This window comes from Nocardioides proteolyticus, assembly GCF_051280635.3.
Classification (GTDB): Bacteria; Actinomycetota; Actinomycetes; order Propionibacteriales; family Nocardioidaceae; genus Nocardioides.
Window position 1 is genome coordinate 48,952 of sequence record NZ_JBNBPO030000015.1, and the last position, 16,966, is coordinate 65,917.

A 16,966-nucleotide genomic window follows, 5' to 3' on the forward strand; every position below is an offset into this window, starting at 1 on the left:
CCGGCTCACCCCTCGTGCGGACGCAGCGCCAGCGCCGCGGCGTCGACGGTCGCCGGGTCGAGGCCCGGCACGTCCAGGCGGGGCCCGTCGGCGCCCGGCACCCGGGCCACCGGGCGGCCCGCCAGGCCGGCGAGGTGCCGGATGACGAGCTCGGCGTCGGCTCGCCGGTCCTGGCTCACCAACCAGCCGGTGAGCCGGTGCACCGGAGCGAGGTCGCTGTCGACCAGCGACCCGTCGCCCCAGAGGTCGCGCACCATCGCAACCAGGAGTCGCCACCACTCGTCGTCGGCCTCCGGCACGAGCAGGAAGTAGCGCCACAGGTCGCCGGGGAGCACCTGCACCCGGAAGACGCGCTCCAGGTCCGCGGAGCCGTGGCGGCGGACGCTCTCGAGCGCCAGCTGCTTGGTGGTCCACCGGTCGCGGAGGTCGGCCACCGTCGACCGCATCTCGGTGATGGCGCTCCCGTCGCCCCGGATCCGCCACTGGTAGACGACGTCGGGCACGACGGCCACGGCCCGGGCGCGAACGTAGGCCTCGGTGGTCGTGGGCTGGTCCTCGTAGCGGATCCGCTCGGGCCACTGCAGCCCCTCCCTCTCCCAGAACCCGCGGCGGAAGAGCTTGTTCCAGGCGAACACGTCGCCGAGCAGGCCGGGCCGCTGGGTGATCGGCCCGACGAACGGTGTGTGCATCCGGTCGAGCCACGGCATCGGCACGGTTCGGCCGGCCTCGAGGCGGACCACGCCGCCGGTCGCGAAGTCGGCGTCGCTGCGCCGGAGGGCGCGGAGCAGGACGGCGAGCGCGTCGGGCGGCACCACGTCGTCGGAGTCGGCGAAGGCGAGGTAGTCGCCGCGGGCGTGCCGGAGCCCGGTGTTGCGGGCGGCGCCGAGCCCGCCGTTGGGCACGTGCACGACGCGGACCCGGTCGTCGCGGGCGGCGTACTGGTCGGCGAGCGCACCGGACCCGTCGGTCGAGCCGTCGTCGACGACGACCACGTCGAGCTCCCGGTGGCGCTGGGCGAGCAGGCTGTCCAGGCACGCGGGCAGGTACGACGCGACGTCGTAGACCGGGACGATCACGCTGATCAGGGGCTGGCGGCGCAGGCGCAGGGGCATCGGGGCGAAACCTACCCGGCGCGGCGGCCCCCGGTTCGCCCGCGCGGTCGGCTCCTAGACTCGGGCGCCATGACCCACGGACGGCTGCCCCGGCTGACCCGGGCGATCGGCCGCCGCCTCCGGGGGGGACGCCCGGCGCTGACCGTCGTGGTGCCGACGCTCGACTCCGCCGACCACCTCGACGGGTGTCTCCGCTCGCTGCGCCGCCAGCAGCTGGCCGACGTCGAGGTCGTGGTGGTCGACCTCGGCAGCACCGACGGGACGGCCGAGCTCGTGGAGCGGCACCGCGTGGAGGACGGCCGGATCCGGCTCGTCCGCGCCTCCAGCACCGTCGCCGGTGCGCCCGACAGCGTGGCCGACGCCCGCAACGCCGGTGCCCGGGAGGCGCGCGGCGACTACGTCGCCTTCGTCGACCCCGAGGACGGGGTGACTCCGCACGGTCTCCGGTTCGCCGTCGACGCGCTGGAGCGGTCCGGGTCGGACTACGCCGTGTTCGCCCAGCGCCCCTGGCGGCGTGGCAGGGTGCTGGAGGTGCCGGACGCGGAACGGACGCGCCACGAGCGGGCCGAGCGCCTCACCGGTCCGTCGGTCGCGGCCGCGGGACCGGTGCCGGCGTCCCGGTGCGTCTTCCGCCGCTCCTGGTACGACGCCGGCGGCCTCGCGTTCCACGGGCCCCGGCCGGCCGAGGGCCGGCACGCCGCCGAGGCGGCCACGACGGCGTCGTCGGTCGACTGGCTGCCGCACGTGGGCTCCCTCCGGCTGGTCGACCGGGACCGGTCCCCGCTCACCCGAGCACCCGATCCGGCCACAGCTGTGACCGAGGCCGGCGCCGACGTCCGGGCCGGCCTCGACCTGCTCCCCGACGGCGGGGTCCGCGCCGCCGCGGCCGCGCGGGCCCTGACCGACCGGCTCGCCGGCTTCGTGCAGCTCGCCTGGGCCGAGGACGACGCCTACTGGCAGGCGCTCGTGGCGTCGGTGCGCCCGGTGCTCGAGGTGGCCGGCGACGCGGTGACCGCCACGGTGCCGGCCTACGAGAAGGTGCTCCTCGAGCTGGTCCGCGGCGACGACCGTGCCGCGGCCCTGCGGTTCCTGGGCGGCGTCCGCGCGACGGCGCGGCACTACCCGCTCGTGGCCGAGGCGCCGGGGCCGGTCGTCGACTTCGGCGCCGAGTGGCGGGCGGTGGAGGAGCGGCACCGGCTGCTCGCGGACGTCGAGCTGACGGTCCGCTCCGAGGTCCTCACCGCGCGACCGACCGGGGCCGGCGTCCTCGAGCTGACCGGCTGGGCCTACCTCGACAACGTCGACCTGGCCGGCACGGAGCCCGGCATCGCGCTCGCCGCCGAGGGTCCCGGAGGCCAGGTCGTCCCGCTCCGGACCTTGCGCACCGACTGCACCGAGGCCGACGTCGCCAGCGGGCTGCACCACGCCGACGTGACCAGCGGTGGGTTCACGGCCCGGCTCGACACCTCCTCGCTCGGCGACGGCCCCTGGACCTTGTGGGCGACGGTCACCGTCGCCCGCTTCGGCGGCGTCGAGCGGACGGGACGGGTCGCCATCACGCCCTGGGCGATGGCCGGCGTCGCCGCCTGGTCCGAGGGCCCGCAGGCGTTCCACGTGGACCACGACGACATGGGCCGGCTCGAGCTGCACGTGCGCACGCCGACGGCATGGCTGCGGGGCGCCGGGGAGCGCTCCGGCGACCTGCTCCTCGACGTCGACGGGGGCGCGGCCTGGCTGCAGCACGGTGCCGACCGCACGGCGCTCGGCCGCGACCCGGACGGCCGTGCCGTGGTGCCGCTCGACCGGCTCGAGGCCGGCGCCGGTGACCACGTGCTCCACGCCGGAGGCCGGCTGCCGACGGCCGCGCGCCCGGTCGCCGCCCTGCCCGGCACGGCCGCCTCGCCGCACGTCCAGGTGGACCGGCGCGGTCGGGTCGTCGTCCGGCCGCGAGCGCGGGCGGCGCTGGTGACCGGTGCCCGGCTCGTCGGCGAGGCGCTGGAGGCGGACGTGCTGCTCGACGCCGGCGTCGCCGGGTGGCGGGCCGCGGTCGTCGACGGCCGCAGCGTCGCAGAGGGCACCGTCGAGCGGATCGACGGCGACCACCACCGCGTCCGGGTGCCGCTGCGGACCACGCTCTGGGGCAGGGAGACCTGCCTGCGGTCGGGCCGCTACGCCCTCTCGCTCGCCAACGACCGCCACCCCGACTGGTTCGTCCCCGCCCCGTCGGCCGACCTGTGCCGGGCGCTGCCTGCGGAGGAGCTGCAGGAGCGGATGCGGCTGCGGGTCGAGGCGTTCTCGCCGGACCGGCCGGGCGTGCGCGTGGTCGTCGCGCCGCCGCTGGCCGACGACGAGCGGGGCGAGCGCCACCAGCGGCTGCTGCGCGAGGCGGCCCGGGTGCCGGTCGCCGACCGCCGGAGCGTGTTCCTGCGGGCGATGTTCGGCGAGTACGCCAACGGCAACGGGCTCGGCCTGCACGAGGAGCTCGTGCGGCGGGGCAGCGACCTCGAGCTCCTGTGGTCGGTGGTCGACCGCTCGGTGGCCGTGCCGCCGGGAGGCACCGGGGTCGTCGAGCGCAGCCGCGCGTGGCACGAGGCCGTGGCCCGGAGCAGGTACCACATGGTCGACGTGCACCAGGTGCGCTGGTTCGAGCGGCCCGAGGAGCAGGTGCTGATCCAGACGTTCCACGGCTACCCCTACAAGATCATGGGGCAGGACTGGTGGCGCAAGATGGGCAACGACCCGGCCGAGGTCGGCAGCCTGCACCGCCGAACCCGGGACTGGAGCGCGCTGGTGTCGCCGGCCGGGTACGCCTCGCCGCTGCTCCGCCGCGCCTTCCTCGAGCCGGCCTGCGCGGAGCACGTCCCGGTGCTGGAGGTCGGCTACCCGCGCAACGACGTGCTCCAGCGGCCGGAGGCCGCGCAGGTACGACGCGAGGCCCGCGCGCTGCTCGGCATCCCCGACGGCGCGGTGGCCGTGCTCTACGCACCGACCTTCCGCGACTACCTCTCCGCCGACGACCTCACCGCCCGGCGGGTGACGTTCTTCGACGCCGAGGCCGCGCTGGCGGCGCTGCCGGACGACCACGTGCTGCTGATCCGCGGCCACGCGTTCAACGCCCGCGTCCACGACGACCGGCTGCGCACCGGGCCCCGGCTGATCGACGTGACCGACCACCCGGACCCCAACCACCTGATGCTGGCCTCGGACGTCGGGGTCCTGGACTACTCCTCGCTGCGCTTCGACTACGTGCTGACCGGCAACCCGATGGTGTTCCTGGTCCCCGACCTGGCGCAGTACCACCGGTTCCGCGGCGGCGTCGTCCCCTACGAGCCGACGGCTCCCGGTCCGCTGGTCGACACCACGGACGAGGTGGTCTCGTGGATCTCGGACCTGCCGCGGCTCCGGGCGGAGTTCGCGGCCGCGCGGGAGGAGTTCCGCCGCTCCTACGTGGAGCTCGACGACGGGCGCGCCGCGGCGCGGCTGGTCGACGCGCTGTTCGCGCCGCGCGGAGACGCCTGAGCCGGCCCAGTCAGTCGGGACCGCGGCGCAGACGGGTCAGCCGGGTCAGCCGGGTCAGACGGGGTCAGACCGCCTTGCGCACCTCGCCCGGGCGGGCCTCCAGTGCCTGCCACTCCGCGCGCAGCACGTCGACCTCGGCCTCGAGCTCGGCGACGCGCACCACGGCCTGGCTGGCCCGCTCCTCGGCGTCCGCGAGCCGCTCGCCGAGCCGGGTCGCCTCCCGCTGCGCCGCGCTCGCCCGGTCGCGGGCCTCCGCGAGGTCGCGACGCGCGTCCGCGAGCTCGGCGGCGGCGGCCCCGAGGCGCTTCTCCAGACGCGCGATGGTGGCGTCGCGCTTGGCCAGCCTGCCGGTCATGTCGGCCGCGAACTCGACGTTCTCGGCTGTGCGGACCTCGGTCAGCGCCGCGTAGGAGCGCGCCTGCTCGGCGCGGTCGCGGGCGGCCTCACGGCGCGAGGCGGCCAGCTCGGTGTGGGTGATCTTGGTGGCCGCGGCGCCGAGCACCACGCCCACGACGGCGGCGACGGTGACCAGGAGCCACGATCCGGTCACCGCGGTGCCGGCGACGAGGCCGGCCGCGAGCACGAGCAGGGCCACGGCGACCGCGAGGCGGGTCGACCGCTGGCGACGGCGGTTGCCGGCGGGGGAAGTCATGGGCTCACGTTATGTCCGCCGCCGGGCGGGGCGCTGGCGACACGCGCGTCACAGCAGCCACATTTGCCCCAGTGCTCCCGGCCCATGTCCCCGGGTCTCAGGCGTGCTGAGGCGGGCTCAGGCGGGCTTGGTCGGGTCGTCGTCGCCGCGGACCCGGCAGGCGCGCTCGAGGAGGAGGGCCGCCACCACCACGGCCGCGGCCGCGCCGGCGGCCACGAACGAGCGCACCATCCGCTGGTCGGCCAGCTGGGCCGGGTGCCCGATCCAGGTGAGCGCATAGCCCAGGTAGCCCCCCGCCACCACGGCGCCGACCAGAGCGCAGGCGCGGGCCAGGACCAGCCGGTTGACCGCCTGCTGCGGCAGGAGCAGCTCGCGTCGTACGTGCACGGTGCGGTGGGTCGCCCACGCCGCGCAGCCGAGGAGCCCGGCCAGCAGCGCCAGCGCGAGCGGCTGGGCGAGCGACACCAGCGGCGGTACGACGCCGAGCCGGTCGCAGACGGGCCGGACCGCCCAGCCGACGATCAGGCCGAGGACCGCCCACCCGAGCAGGGTCGGCAGCGGCGTCGGCCGGAGCGTCCCCCGGCCTGCCGGGTCCGGCTCTTCGGCCGGATCTGGCTCCTGCTGGGGAGCCTCGCGGCTCACTCGAACTCGAGCACCAGGTCGTCGCGCCGGACCAGCGCGTCGGCCCCGGCCTTGGCGAGCAGCTCCGAGACCGGGCCCAGGCCCGGGAACTCGGCGTCCGGCTCGAGGTCGAACCACGGCTGCAGCACGAACGCTCGCTCGTGGGCCCGCGGGTGGGGCAGCTGGAGGACGTCGGTGTCGCTGCGCCGGTCGCCGACGACGATGATGTCGACGTCGAGGGTGCGCGGCGCGTTCTTCACCTCGCTGCGCATCCGGTCGAAGGCGTCCTCGATGGCCAGCGCCCGGTCGAGGAGACGGTGGGCCGACATCGTGGTGTCGGCGAGGACGACGGCGTTGAGGAACTTCTTCGCGTCCGGCGGGCAGTCGAGGGGCTCGCTCTCGTAGACCGGGGACACGCCGGTCAGCCACAGGTTCGGGGTGTCGGCCAGCGCGTCGACCGCACCCTGGAGGTTGCCGAACCGCTCACCGAGGTTGGAGCCCAGACCGATCACCACGCGCCGGATCGGCCGCATCTCACCGGTCAGCGTGTCGGCATCGATGATGTTCGGGTTGGGGGTCTCGGTCATCCTTGGCCCTCTCTCTCCGGCTGGTCGCCGCCATCGGCAGCGGCTCGACGCCGCCGGGTGATGGTCAGCTGCACGTCGTCGAACTCCGCCTGGATCGGCGCATCCGGCTTGTGCACGGTCACTCGCGCCCATTCAACACGACGGTCCAACAGGCAGGCGTCCGCGATCCGCTGGGCCAGGGTCTCGATCAGGTCGACCGGGTCCCTGGACACCTCCGACACCACGTGGTCGACGAGGCTTCCGTAGTCGACGGTGTCGCGCAAGTCGTCGCTCTCGGCTGCGGGGCGGGTGTCCACGCCCAGGACGAGGTCGAGGCGGAAGGTCTGGCCGTCGCGCCGCTCGTGGTCGAAGACGCCGTGGTGCGCATGCACCTCGATGCCCAGGATGCGCAGCTCGTCGAGCTGGTCCTGCGGCTGCTCGCCCCGCTCGTCGTGGCGGCTCATCCCATCTCCCTCGCTCCCGGACCGGCGACCGGCCGCGTCCACTCTGCCGCAACCGCGATGGCGTCGCGGTGGGCACGCACATCGTGGACCCGGACGCACCAGACCGGGGCCCTGCCGTGCCCTGCGGCGAGCAGGGCGGTGAGCGCCACGCCCGCGTGCTCACGGTCGGCCACCGGCCGGGGCTCGCCCGTGCCGTCGCCCAGCAGCCGGCCGAGGAACGTCTTGCGGCTGGCACCCACGAGAAGCGGGAACCCGAGGTCGGCGAGGACGTCGAGGCGGCGCAGCAGCTCCCAGTTGTGGTGCGGGAGCTTGGCGAACCCGAGGCCGGGGTCGAGCACGATCCGGTCGTCGGCCACGCCGGCGGCCCGGGCGGCGGCGACCCGCTCCGCCAGCTCCGCGCGGACCGCCGGCACCACGCCGCCCTGCGCCTCGTAGTCGGTGAACTGCTGCATCCGATCACTGTGGGCCCGCCAGTGCATCGCGACGTAGGTGACTCCGGTCGCCGCCACGACGTCCAGGATCTCGGGGTCGGCCAGCCCGCCGGAGACGTCGTTGACGACGGACGCGCCGGCGGCGACGGCGCGGGCCGCGACCTCCGCGCGCATGGTGTCGACCGACACGGTGGCGCCGTCGGCGGCCAGCGCCTCGATGACCGGCAGCACCCGGTCCAGCTCCTCGCCCACGAGCGGACGGGTGGCACCGGGACGGGTGGACTCCCCACCCACGTCGAGGATGTCGGCGCCGACGGCGAGCAGCTCGCGTCCGTGGGCGATGGCGCGCTCGGGGTCGGCGTAGCGGCCGCCGTCGGAGAAGGAGTCGGGCGTGACGTTGACGACGCCCATGACGAGCGGCGACGACGGGATCGGCATGCGGCGAGGCTATCCGTCGAAATTGTGCCACGTGGTCCGACGGCGATCGGGACTGCTGCAATGGGTAACGTCTCACCAAAGGCAACACATCAAGGAGTCGATTCATCATGCGCACGCTCATCGAGATGAGCCAGCGCTGGCGACCACCGTCTCGGGAACCGGTGCTGAGCGTCGTCGTCCCCGTCTACAACGTGGCGCCCTACCTCGCCGAATGTCTCGACAGCCTGCTCGGCCAGACGCTGAAGGACATCGAGATCGTCGTTGTCGACGACGGTTCGACCGACGACTCTCCCGCCATCCTTCGGCAATACGCCGGCCGGCACCGTCGGATCCGCACGTTCCGCCAGGCGAACGCTGGGCCGGGTGCGGCACGAAACGCCGGCGTCCGGCAGGCCCGAGGTGAGTTCCTGACCTTCGTAGATGCCGACGACACGGTCCCGCCGACAGCCTTCGAAAGGCTGGTGGCGACACTGCGTCGCTCAGGGTCGGACTTCTGCGTCGGCCGCACTCGCAGAATGTCGGCTGGCGCTTTCTCACCTGTGGGATGGAGCCAGGTGACCCACGACCGCGATCGGATCGGGATCACCATCGATGACTTCCCGCTCGCACTCCGCGACGTCCTCGCCGGCAACCGGGTGTTCAAGAGGCAGTTCTGGGTGGACCGGGTGCCGCCGTTCGAGCCCTACCGCACCTACGAGGACCACGTCCCGATGTTGATGGCCTACGTGCGGGCTCGCAGCTTCGACCTCATCGCGGCCTCGACGTACAACTGGCGCATTCGCCAGGACGGCACCTCGACCAGCCAGGGGAAGTCGGCGATCGCAAGCCTCCGCGATCGGATTGCGGTCAAGGAGCAGGCGCACGAGTTCTTGGCCGCGGAGGCCTCACAGCGGACGTACGACGCATGGGTCGCCCGCTGCATCGCGACCGACTTCGCGTCGTTCGTCCGGCCGGCGCTCGCTGGCACTGCCGAGTACCGCGACCTGTTGAGCGAGACCTACCGGACCTTCTTCGCCCGCGCCTCCAGCGACGCGCTCGCGGGGATCCGGCCCCGCTACAAGGTCGTTGGTTGGCTGGTCGGACAGGGCCACTGGGAGGACGTCGGAACGGCCCTTGACCTCTTCGAGAGCCCACGTGCGCCGCTGGATCGCACAGTGGAGGGTGATCGCATCCGCCTGGTCCCGCCGACCGAGCTGCTCCACGCCGGCGTGCCGGAGGAGATGTGGCTGCTGGCGCGCCACGAGGTGCGCGTTGCCGCGACGCTGCGCGGCCTGAGCTGGCGCGACGACGGCACGATCGAGCTGGTCGGGAGCGCAGCGCTCGGCGGACTGCACCCGACCGACGAGCTCCAGGCAGAGGTCAACCTCTTCGACCTCGCTTCCGCCACGAGCCACCCGGTGCCGGTGGACATCACTGGTCAGACGCTTCGCGCGACAGTGCCTGTAATCGAGCTGCCTGCGGGTCACTGGTCCCTCCTCCTGACCCTTCGGCACCGAGCGCTCTCGGCGACGGACCGCATCCCCAAGATCGACGGGGCGATCGTCAAGGATGCCTTGCAGCCGCGCACGGTCGGGCCGGTCGAGATCCTGCCGCACTGGTCAGTCAACGATGGACTGGTGCTCGAGGTGCGCCGTTGAGGGAGCACTCCCCGGCCAGGTCTTACGTCACGGACGGCCGGGCGCAGTCGAGGCAGCGATTGCATCCGCCACCCGCTCGCGGCACCTGCCGTCGCGAAGCGGAAACGTCGCGTCGATACGCTCCTGGAAAGTAGCGGCGGGCGCGGGGCCGTGGGCGAGCGCCTCTCGCGTCACACGGATGGCGTCGGCCAGGGATTCGGCGACCGGACCGAAGCCGTCCCGCCGATAGTCGAAGTAGCCCCGTCGACCTACGTGACCGCCGCCCAAGACCATGTCGGAGTCGAACTGGAAGTAGACAACCGGACGGTCGATGTAGGCGGCGTTGAACGCCATCGAGGAGTAGTCAGTGACCACGAGCGCGGACCGAGCAACAAGCTCTCGAGGATCGTTGTCATCGAACTTGAACAGCTTCACCCACGACGGCAGGTCTGCCGCATCGAGAACATCACGGAGGTTGGGGTGCGGCAGGAAGCCGACGGTCAGTCTGCGTTCATGGGCGGCGGACGCGAGATCGGGGTCGTGAAGGTACGCCAGCCACTGCTGGACGAAATCGGAGTCCAACACCTCGCGTCCAGCGGCCTCGCGACGCTGGCTGCCAGCCGCCAGCCGCTTCACTAGCCAGACGCGCCAGGTGGGGGCAACGAGGAGAAGGTCCCGCTTCTCCCTCGGCACTCGGAGGCCACGCTCGCGGAGCAGGTCGAAGCGAGGCAGGCCGGCGAGGACGACTTCCTTGGGCGAGTACCGATAAGCATTGCGAGGGCCTGCGATGGACTCATGCTCGCCGAAGGTGCTGGTGACGAAGGTGCTGATGGGTTTGCCGTTCAGCCATCGCGACAGGTCGTCCTTGATGACTCCGTGCTGCAGGAACGTGAACCGCCACGGAGCGGGCACGAAGGAGAGGGCCGCAGGCCGCACGATCGGCTCATCTGCGTGCGAGGAGACGAGGTGCTCCGCGTTCAGCATCAGGAGCTCCCATTCCCTGGTCCCGTACGCCACCAGTCGACTGCGGTACGGCGATCGCTTGAGCCGGCGCCAGGACGGCGTCTCCTCCTCCACCACGAACCATGCGTTGACCTCGGGACGGTTGGCGCGCAGCCACTGGAACAGGTGCTCGGCGCTGTCGTCCGCGTCGTGAAGGCGATCGATCATCACCCAAGCCTTCGCGAACCGGCCCCTGACACGTCGAGACGTCGACTCGGCCAGGAGTTGGATCTGGTAGTCGGTCAACGGCTCGTAGGGCCGATTGACGACTTCGTCGCGGCCAGGCACCAGCCGTCGGAGCTGCGCACCGCCAACGGCGTGCCGAGGGGGTTCGGCACGCTGCATCACCACCGGCCTGGGATGGCCGTCGATAAACACCCGGACCGGTTTGCCCACGGGGAGCCAGATGACGCGTTCCTTCAACAAGGGCTTCTCATGCGAGACGATCACGCGGGTCTTTGCATAGGAGGGGTCGACGAATCTCCCCTGGCTCTCGAAGAGCTCCGCTGGCTCTGGGCCCGTGAAGTAGTAGGAGAGGCGCATCAACCGCCGCGGGCGGTCGAACTCGCGTACGACGACCTGCTCCTCGACCCAGTCCGAGTTGCGGTAGCCGTGCATCATCAACAGCCGCCATTCCAGCGTCAGGCGGGGATAGTCCGACGCCGCGATGGTCCCCGGTGCGATGTGACCTAGGACTTCTCGCATCAACGCGTGGAACTCACCGAGTCTGGAGTCCGGAGCGCGAGCCGCGCCGTTGCTCCACTCGTATGCGCTCAGGTAGTGCGAGAGCTCGTAGATCACGAAGTTCTGCAGCCACTGCGGCACCGTGCCGCGCGTCTGGACCGCCGCTCGGAGCAGCTCGAGGTATCCGAAGCGGAGCACGTCGGTGTAACGGCGTTCGTCGTACAACCCGGTCTGGAGGGTTGAACCAGACTCACGACCCTTGCGATAGAGGTAGACCGCGCTCGCCACGAAGCCGACCTTCGGCTCTGGGAACTGGAGCAAGTAGTGGCTACTGAAGTGGCCGTCCTCGAAGTTCGGCCGGACCGCCTCCGAGAAGCGCAAGCCGACCTCGTCGAGCTGCGCACGGCGGTAGAAGGCTGCCGGTGCGCTCCCATGGAAGAAGGATGGATCGATGGTCAGATTGCGCAGGACGTCGCCGTGACGGAACAGGTAGGTCAGCGGGTGAGTGTCCGAGACCTCGCCGGTCGCGTCGTCCAGCAGCACCCGCTTTGTCGCCACCATGTCGGCATCCGGCGCATCGTCGAGGAACCGCGCCACCCGATCGAGGTACGACGTCCGGAGGACGTCGTCCGCGTCCGGGAATCCGATCCACTCTCCGCGCGCGACCTCGAGGCCGGCGTTGCGCGCCGCTGCTTGCCCACGGTTGTCCTGCGTCAGGACCGTTACTGCCCCCGAGCTCGTGCGCGCCCAACGCTCCAGCAGCTCAGGGGTCTCGTCGGTGGATCCGTCGTCGACCACCACGACCTCGAAGCGATCCCGGCCGATTGTTTGTGACTCGACCGAGTCGATCAGCTCGGGCAGGTAACGCCCCACGTTGTGAGCGGCGATGACGAGGGAGAACTGCATGACGCGCGCATGCTACTTGCTTGGGCGTACCCCCCGAGAGATCGTCGCGGAGCTGGAATTAATCACCGTGACCACCAGTCTCGACACCGGGATGCGACTTTCGGTCACGACAAGCGGCCTAACCGAAGCTGTTTTTGCACCGCGCAGCAGACCCGTCAGGCGGCGCTACGTTGCAGGCGGCGATGATCAGCGGGAATGCATCGCGCCAGCGAGCCTAGGGGGACGCGGTGTGCCTCGGTCATTGCAAGCTGGCGACCACCTCGGCTTCCAGGAAGGGCGCGAGGGTCCGCGCGTAGGTCGCGGTGAGGTGTGACCCGTCGAAGTACACGATCGCGCCGCCCACCACCGGTTGGCACACCCGAGGACCGCAGATCAGGTCGTTGAAATCTGCGAGCGCGACGCTTGGATGAGCGAGGTCGGCGACCGCCTCGATCACTGGATCGTCCGGCTCCCAGGTGTCTCGGGGCCCTGAGCACGCGCGGAGGTCGGTCCCGTGCGTTGCGACGCAGGCTGGGATCGACGGGAGCCCTCCGTCCCCGGGGGCGGGGGTGTCCCGGATCACCAGCACGGACCCACCAGCGCTGGCGAGTGCCCGAAGCACGGTCTCGAAACCGGCACGGTAGTCGGCACGGCCGGTTGCGATGGTCTTGCCGTACGGCGGCACGGAGATGCGGTTCGATGTAACGACGAGGTCGTAGTCGGCCTCAGCGATGGTCGTCGTCGTCCGCCGAACCCACGTACGGCAGGCGGCGGCGTGCGCTACTGGATCGAACTGCTGGCGGATTGCGGAGAGCGCGCATTGGGAAGCGAGGTAGGTATCGATTCGCCAATCGTTGCGCTCGGCGAGTTCCTGTAGGGCGGGCAGCCATTGCCCGGCGTGCGAGTTGCCCGCGAGGGCGATGCGCACCTTCCCGTCGAGGTGACCGAAGGAGCAGCTGACCGCTGGGAACTGCGGTCTCGACGACCAGCAGTCCCATCCACCGACATCCTCGTAGGCCTCAGACTTGTCCTCCGCCGCCAGGATCGGTGCCGGCACCGGGGCTCCGGTTGCCTCGGCGCAGACCGGGTCCCGAGCAAGGCTCGCGGCGCCGAAGCAGACGTCGTCCACGCGAGCAGCGGTCGCCGTACGCGCCTCGTCCATCCTCTGACTGGATTCGGCCAGTTGGGCGAACGCGAGGGCAACCACCACCGCCATCGCAGCGGTAGCGAGCAGATAGGTCTGTCTCAGCCTCGGCTGCCAGGACGGGCTGCGGAACGGATCCTCCACGAAGCGCTTCGTGACTCCGGCAAGGACGAGCGTCGCCGCCAAGACGGCGATCTTGTCGAGCATGCCGAGCTGGCCGCTCACACTCGGCAGCAGCACGATCAACGGCCAATGCCACAGGTAAACGGAGTAGGACACGTCGCCGAGCCACTGGACTGGGCGCATGGCCAAGGCGCGACCCAGCCACGACGTGGCATCCACATCAGCGGCGATGACTGCTGCGGAGCCGAGCACCGGGAGTAGGGCCGCCCACCCGGGGAACGGCGTGCCGGCGTGGTACTGCGTGGCCGCGACCAGCATTGCGAGGAAGCCGAGAGACGCGACCAGCACGCCGCCACGTGGAGCACGCCACCGCGGGCTGAGCACGAGCCAGGCGAGGATGCCACCCACGCCGAATTCCCAGATGCGTGTGAAGGTCGCGAAGTACGCTCGAGCGGGATCGGCGGTCGTTTGGGTCACCGACCAAGCGAGCGACGCCACGACGACCGCAGCAACCCCGATGCCGAGCACAGGCCGAGCGTGGCGACGCAGCGCGGCTGCCGATCCCACAGTGGTCAGCGCCGCGATGAAGAGCGGCCAGCCAGCATAGAACTGCTCCTCGACCGAGAGCGACCAGTAGTGCTGCACCGGTGTCGGCGCGTCGTCAGCCGCCAGATAGTCGACGGAGTCGGACGCCAGCATCCAGTTCACGACGTAGAGCGCCGCTCCGCGCGCCTGCGACGCGGTGGAGGACCACTGCGTCTCAGGAGCGACCATCCGAGAGGCGGCCAAGGTCACCATCAACACCAACAACGAGGCCGGAAGTAGCCGACGGGTCCGGCGCGCCCAGAACTGAAGGAGGTCCCGAAACCGAAGCGGCGGCCGTTGGAACAAGTGTGCGGTGATCAGGAAGCCGGACACGACGAAGAAGACGTCCACTCCGACATAGCCGCCAGTTAGCGAACTGGGGAACAGGTGGAAGGCCAGGACCATGGCAACGGCAAGCGCGCGCATGGCTTGCACGTCGCAGCGCAGGCCGTCCCGCCGCGGCCGGGTCATCAACTGCCACGGCTCGTCTGTGACGGCGTCATCCCGGCGTCCGATAACCGCTCCTCGACGATTCGGGAGACCACCGCACGCAAGGCTTGGGCATTGTCATCGAGGCCCTCCGGCTCGAGCAAGGCCAGAGCCTCATGAGCTCCACGAAGCCGGGCCACCTCGATGGCGAGCGCACGCTCAGTGTCCTCATCGTCGAACACCGCGTGAAAGTCGCGAGACAGGATGACCTGCGTCGACCCCAACCGAACGTGTTCGGACAGAATCAGCTGAGGAGGCAGCGCGCTGGACCCGCACAGTCGGGCCACCCCACCGAATCCAAATCGGACCCCCGCTCGTCGTGCAGCGGAGCTGACTTTCTCGACTGTGCCGTTCGCGACGAGCTCGAACATGAACGTGTGCCCGAGCGCGAGATGGAGGTCGTTGAGCCCGACGTGGATCTCGTCGACGCCGGGGACCGCGAGCACGTCGTCGACGCTCGCCAGCGCAGCGGGTGTCTCCAGCAGCAGCATGGTGGTCGCCCGGCCATCCACGAGATCGACGAACGACCGGACCTCATCGGCAGAGGTGAACATCGGCAGCATGAGCACGTCCGCACCCGCCTCGAGGGCACGCTCCACCTGGGCGGCTGCGTGGGGCCACGGGTCGGTACGCACCACCAGAGCGACCTGCGGAGCCGCCGCCCGGACCACCCCGATGTCTGCGGCGGTGTGTCCAGAGATGACGGTGTCGAGGTGTCCCTGGCGTTCGTGCTTGCCGACCATCTCGAGATCCACCATGACGCGGTCGACACCGGCCTGCGCTGCGATGGCAGCGCGCCGAGGATCCGCGGTGATGAGGATCAGGTGCATGCGAAGGTCCGGAACACATCATCGAAGGTCTCTGACCGCTTGATCACGGTGCAGTCGTCTCCGCGAGTCATGAGGACCGGGACATTCGGGAGGATGAATGGCGGTTTCATCCCGATCGAGTACGAGCCGACGTTGCTGTAGACGAGGAAGTCTCCCACTTCGGACGACAGCTCGACTGATGCCGAGAGGACGTCTTTCTCGATGCAGGTGTAGCCACAGACGTCGTAGGTCTGCGGCGGTCTCGCCATGCGTTCGGGCGCCACGACCGCCACCGGTAGGCTGTTCACCCGGGAGTAGGGACTCGTGTTGAACATGCTTCCAGCCACGAGCAGCATGTCCCGACCGCGGACGTTCTTCCGTCCTAGGACGCGTGTCACGAACCGGAAGGTGTCCGCGACCAGGGCCGTTCCGGGCTCCGTCAGCAACAGCGGCTGGTCGGCCGGATGCGGGTACTGCGCAGCTACCTGTCCGGCCACGACGCTCGCGTAGTCGGCGAAGCCGGGCACGCCCTGCGGGTAGGTTCTCGCCAGCGCCTCGGGCAGCGCGCCGAAGAAACCTCCTCCGACGTTGAGCACCTCGGGCGGCCGATCGTCGAAGATCCGACTGGCGAGACGGAGCAGGCCCGCAGTTCTGCGTTCGAACAGCCGCAGGTCGCGATCCTGGAAGTGGCAGTGCAGACCCACCAGCGTCAGGGCTTCCATGCTCCGTACCCGGGCGAGAACTTCCTGGAACTCCGGCCCGTCGGTGTCCATACCGAATCGAGACACCCGATCAGCACCGATGTCGAAGTTGCAGCGCAGGGCGACTCGGCCCGACAGGCTGGAATCGTGCCTGAGCAGTTCCATGATTAAGTCGGCATCGCGCGCCGAGTCGAGGTTCACGACACCGCCGCCGGCAAGGACGCCACGGATCGACGCCGCAGTCTTCGCCGGCCCGTTGTAGATGACCTGTGCGCTGCTTACGCCCACCCGCGCCGCGAGCTCGCACTCCATCGCGGAGACGACCTCCGCATATCCGCCGGCCTCGTCCACCAATCGACAGATGGCAGGCGTGTAGTTGGTCTTGTACGAGTAGGCGATGTCCGATCTGGGATAGATGCCGCGGAACGCGTTGCGGAAGTCCGCAATGTTGGCGAGGAACCGATCCGCGTCGAAGATGTAGAAGGCGTCATCGTGAATCGCGGCGAGCGACTCGAGGCGCTCGTGGGTGAGCCTCATCTACCGACGCTCCTCGACGACGTTCTTCCCCGAGACCACGGTTGCGACCGTGCGCGCGAGGATAACCAGATCGTAAAGGGGTCCCCAACGGCGATATCGCTGCAAGTACAGCAGATCGATTTCCAGCTTCTTGTCCCATTCGAGATCATTCCGGCCGCTGACCTGCGCCAGGCCGGTGATGCCGGGCCGGACGACGAACCGAGACTTCATCGTTGGGGAGAACTCCTCGTAGGGGCCAAGCTCATAGGTCACCGGGGGCCTGGGGCCGACGATCGACATGTCTCCGCGGATGACGTTGAGCAACTGCGGGAGCTCGTCAAGACTGGTCGCCCGGATGAAGCGACCTACTCGCGTGATGCGGGGGTCGTCCTCGTAGGAGAAGAGTCCCGTGCCGGAGTGCTCTGCTCCCGTCACCATGGATCGGAACTTGTACATGCGGAACGGCCGTCCGTACCGGCCGATCCGCTCTTGGACGAAGACGGGATTCCCCGGGGTCTCCAGTCGAATGGCCGCCGCAACGAGCGCCAGCAGCGGCGCGAGCAAGATCAGGAGCGGGACGGCGACCGCGAGGTCGAACGCCCGCTTCAA

At 70.6% G+C, this 16,966-nt stretch carries 13 protein-coding genes; 2 read left to right on the forward strand and 11 right to left on the reverse strand.

Annotated elements, in window-relative coordinates; all coding sequences use genetic code 11:
• Nucleotides 1-5 precede the first annotated feature (5 nt).
• Nucleotides 6-1,112 (reverse strand): glycosyltransferase family 2 protein, encoded by a 1,107-nt coding sequence (locus tag ACPOLA_RS10715; RefSeq protein ID WP_435770415.1) that lies wholly within the window; start codon nucleotides 1,110-1,112, stop codon nucleotides 6-8.
• A 69-nt stretch (nucleotides 1,113-1,181) separates the two neighbouring features.
• On the opposite strand from ACPOLA_RS10715, the gene ACPOLA_RS10720 reads away from it, so the two are divergent.
• Nucleotides 1,182-4,631, forward strand: a complete 3,450-nt coding sequence (locus tag ACPOLA_RS10720; protein WP_435770416.1) for a bifunctional glycosyltransferase/CDP-glycerol:glycerophosphate glycerophosphotransferase — start codon at nucleotides 1,182-1,184, stop codon at nucleotides 4,629-4,631.
• A 64-nt stretch (nucleotides 4,632-4,695) separates the two neighbouring features.
• On the opposite strand, the gene ACPOLA_RS10725 is transcribed toward ACPOLA_RS10720, so the two are convergent.
• The 5 genes from ACPOLA_RS10725 to folP form a co-directional block, all read right to left on the reverse strand.
• Entirely contained in the window at nucleotides 4,696-5,283 is a 588-nt protein-coding gene (locus ACPOLA_RS10725; protein WP_435770417.1) for a hypothetical protein, read from the reverse strand.
• Nucleotides 5,284-5,400: 117 nt separating this feature from the next.
• Nucleotides 5,401-5,925 (reverse strand): DUF3180 domain-containing protein, encoded by a 525-nt coding sequence (locus ACPOLA_RS10730; protein ID WP_435770418.1) that lies wholly within the window; start codon nucleotides 5,923-5,925, stop codon nucleotides 5,401-5,403.
• Nucleotides 5,922-6,491, reverse strand: a complete 570-nt coding sequence (gene folK / locus ACPOLA_RS10735; RefSeq protein WP_435770419.1) for a 2-amino-4-hydroxy-6-hydroxymethyldihydropteridine diphosphokinase — start codon at nucleotides 6,489-6,491, stop codon at nucleotides 5,922-5,924. Before folK ends, ACPOLA_RS10730 begins: the two co-directional genes overlap by 4 nt.
• The gene (folB, locus tag ACPOLA_RS10740) at nucleotides 6,488-6,934 is read right to left on the reverse strand and encodes a dihydroneopterin aldolase (protein ID WP_435770420.1); all 447 of its coding nucleotides are present in this window, start codon (nucleotides 6,932-6,934) and stop codon (nucleotides 6,488-6,490) included. Before folB ends, folK begins: the two co-directional genes overlap by 4 nt.
• Nucleotides 6,931-7,803: a dihydropteroate synthase gene (gene folP, locus ACPOLA_RS10745; RefSeq protein WP_435770421.1), complete on the reverse strand. Its 873-nt coding sequence runs from the start codon at nucleotides 7,801-7,803 to the stop codon at nucleotides 6,931-6,933. Before folP ends, folB begins: the two co-directional genes overlap by 4 nt.
• Before the next feature lie 107 nt (nucleotides 7,804-7,910).
• Between folP and ACPOLA_RS10750 the strand changes: the two genes are divergently transcribed.
• Complete coding sequence (locus ACPOLA_RS10750; RefSeq protein WP_435770422.1) at nucleotides 7,911-9,440, forward strand: glycosyltransferase family 2 protein; 1,530 nt, start codon at nucleotides 7,911-7,913, stop codon at nucleotides 9,438-9,440.
• Between the two features lie 27 nt (nucleotides 9,441-9,467).
• On the opposite strand, the gene ACPOLA_RS10755 is transcribed toward ACPOLA_RS10750, so the two are convergent.
• The 5 genes from ACPOLA_RS10755 to ACPOLA_RS10775 all read right to left on the reverse strand — a co-directional run bounded on the left by ACPOLA_RS10755 (nucleotide 9,468) and on the right by ACPOLA_RS10775 (nucleotide 16,966).
• Entirely contained in the window at nucleotides 9,468-12,011 is a 2,544-nt protein-coding gene (locus ACPOLA_RS10755) for a bifunctional glycosyltransferase/CDP-glycerol:glycerophosphate glycerophosphotransferase (RefSeq protein WP_435770423.1), read from the reverse strand.
• Nucleotides 12,012-12,249: 238 nt separating this feature from the next.
• Nucleotides 12,250-14,268: an acyltransferase family protein gene (locus ACPOLA_RS10760; protein ID WP_435770424.1), complete on the reverse strand. Its 2,019-nt coding sequence runs from the start codon at nucleotides 14,266-14,268 to the stop codon at nucleotides 12,250-12,252.
• A gap of 44 nt (nucleotides 14,269-14,312) precedes the next feature.
• The gene (locus ACPOLA_RS10765) at nucleotides 14,313-15,161 is read right to left on the reverse strand and encodes an aldolase/citrate lyase family protein (protein WP_435770425.1); all 849 of its coding nucleotides are present in this window, start codon (nucleotides 15,159-15,161) and stop codon (nucleotides 14,313-14,315) included.
• Nucleotides 15,152-16,378 carry a type III PLP-dependent enzyme domain-containing protein gene (locus ACPOLA_RS10770; protein WP_435770426.1) on the reverse strand — a complete coding sequence of 409 codons (1,227 nt, stop codon included), beginning with the start codon at nucleotides 16,376-16,378 and terminating at the stop codon, nucleotides 15,152-15,154. The genes ACPOLA_RS10765 and ACPOLA_RS10770 overlap by 10 nt, the downstream gene beginning before the upstream one ends.
• Nucleotides 16,379-16,966, reverse strand: coding sequence for a sugar transferase (locus ACPOLA_RS10775; RefSeq protein ID WP_435770427.1), 588 nt, complete (start codon nucleotides 16,964-16,966; stop codon nucleotides 16,379-16,381).

Bases quoted from the DNA above. Each gene is read 5' to 3' on its own strand.
- ACPOLA_RS10715 (WP_435770415.1), bottom strand. From the start codon at position 1,112: ATGCCCCTGCGCCTGCGCCGCCAGCCCCTGATCAGCGTGATCGTCCCG.
- ACPOLA_RS10720 (WP_435770416.1), top strand. From the start codon at position 1,182: ATGACCCACGGACGGCTGCCCCGGCTGACCCGGGCGATCGGCCGCCGC.
- ACPOLA_RS10725 (WP_435770417.1), bottom strand. From the start codon at position 5,283: ATGACTTCCCCCGCCGGCAACCGCCGTCGCCAGCGGTCGACCCGCCTC.
- folK (WP_435770419.1), bottom strand. From the start codon at position 6,491: ATGACCGAGACCCCCAACCCGAACATCATCGATGCCGACACGCTGACC.
- folB (WP_435770420.1), bottom strand. From the start codon at position 6,934: ATGAGCCGCCACGACGAGCGGGGCGAGCAGCCGCAGGACCAGCTCGAC.
- folP (WP_435770421.1), bottom strand. From the start codon at position 7,803: ATGCCGATCCCGTCGTCGCCGCTCGTCATGGGCGTCGTCAACGTCACG.
- ACPOLA_RS10750 (WP_435770422.1), top strand. From the start codon at position 7,911: ATGCGCACGCTCATCGAGATGAGCCAGCGCTGGCGACCACCGTCTCGG.
- ACPOLA_RS10755 (WP_435770423.1), bottom strand. From the start codon at position 12,011: ATGCAGTTCTCCCTCGTCATCGCCGCTCACAACGTGGGGCGTTACCTG.
- ACPOLA_RS10760 (WP_435770424.1), bottom strand. From the start codon at position 14,268: ATGCGCGCGCTTGCCGTTGCCATGGTCCTGGCCTTCCACCTGTTCCCC.
- ACPOLA_RS10765 (WP_435770425.1), bottom strand. From the start codon at position 15,161: ATGCACCTGATCCTCATCACCGCGGATCCTCGGCGCGCTGCCATCGCA.
- ACPOLA_RS10770 (WP_435770426.1), bottom strand. From the start codon at position 16,378: ATGAGGCTCACCCACGAGCGCCTCGAGTCGCTCGCCGCGATTCACGAT.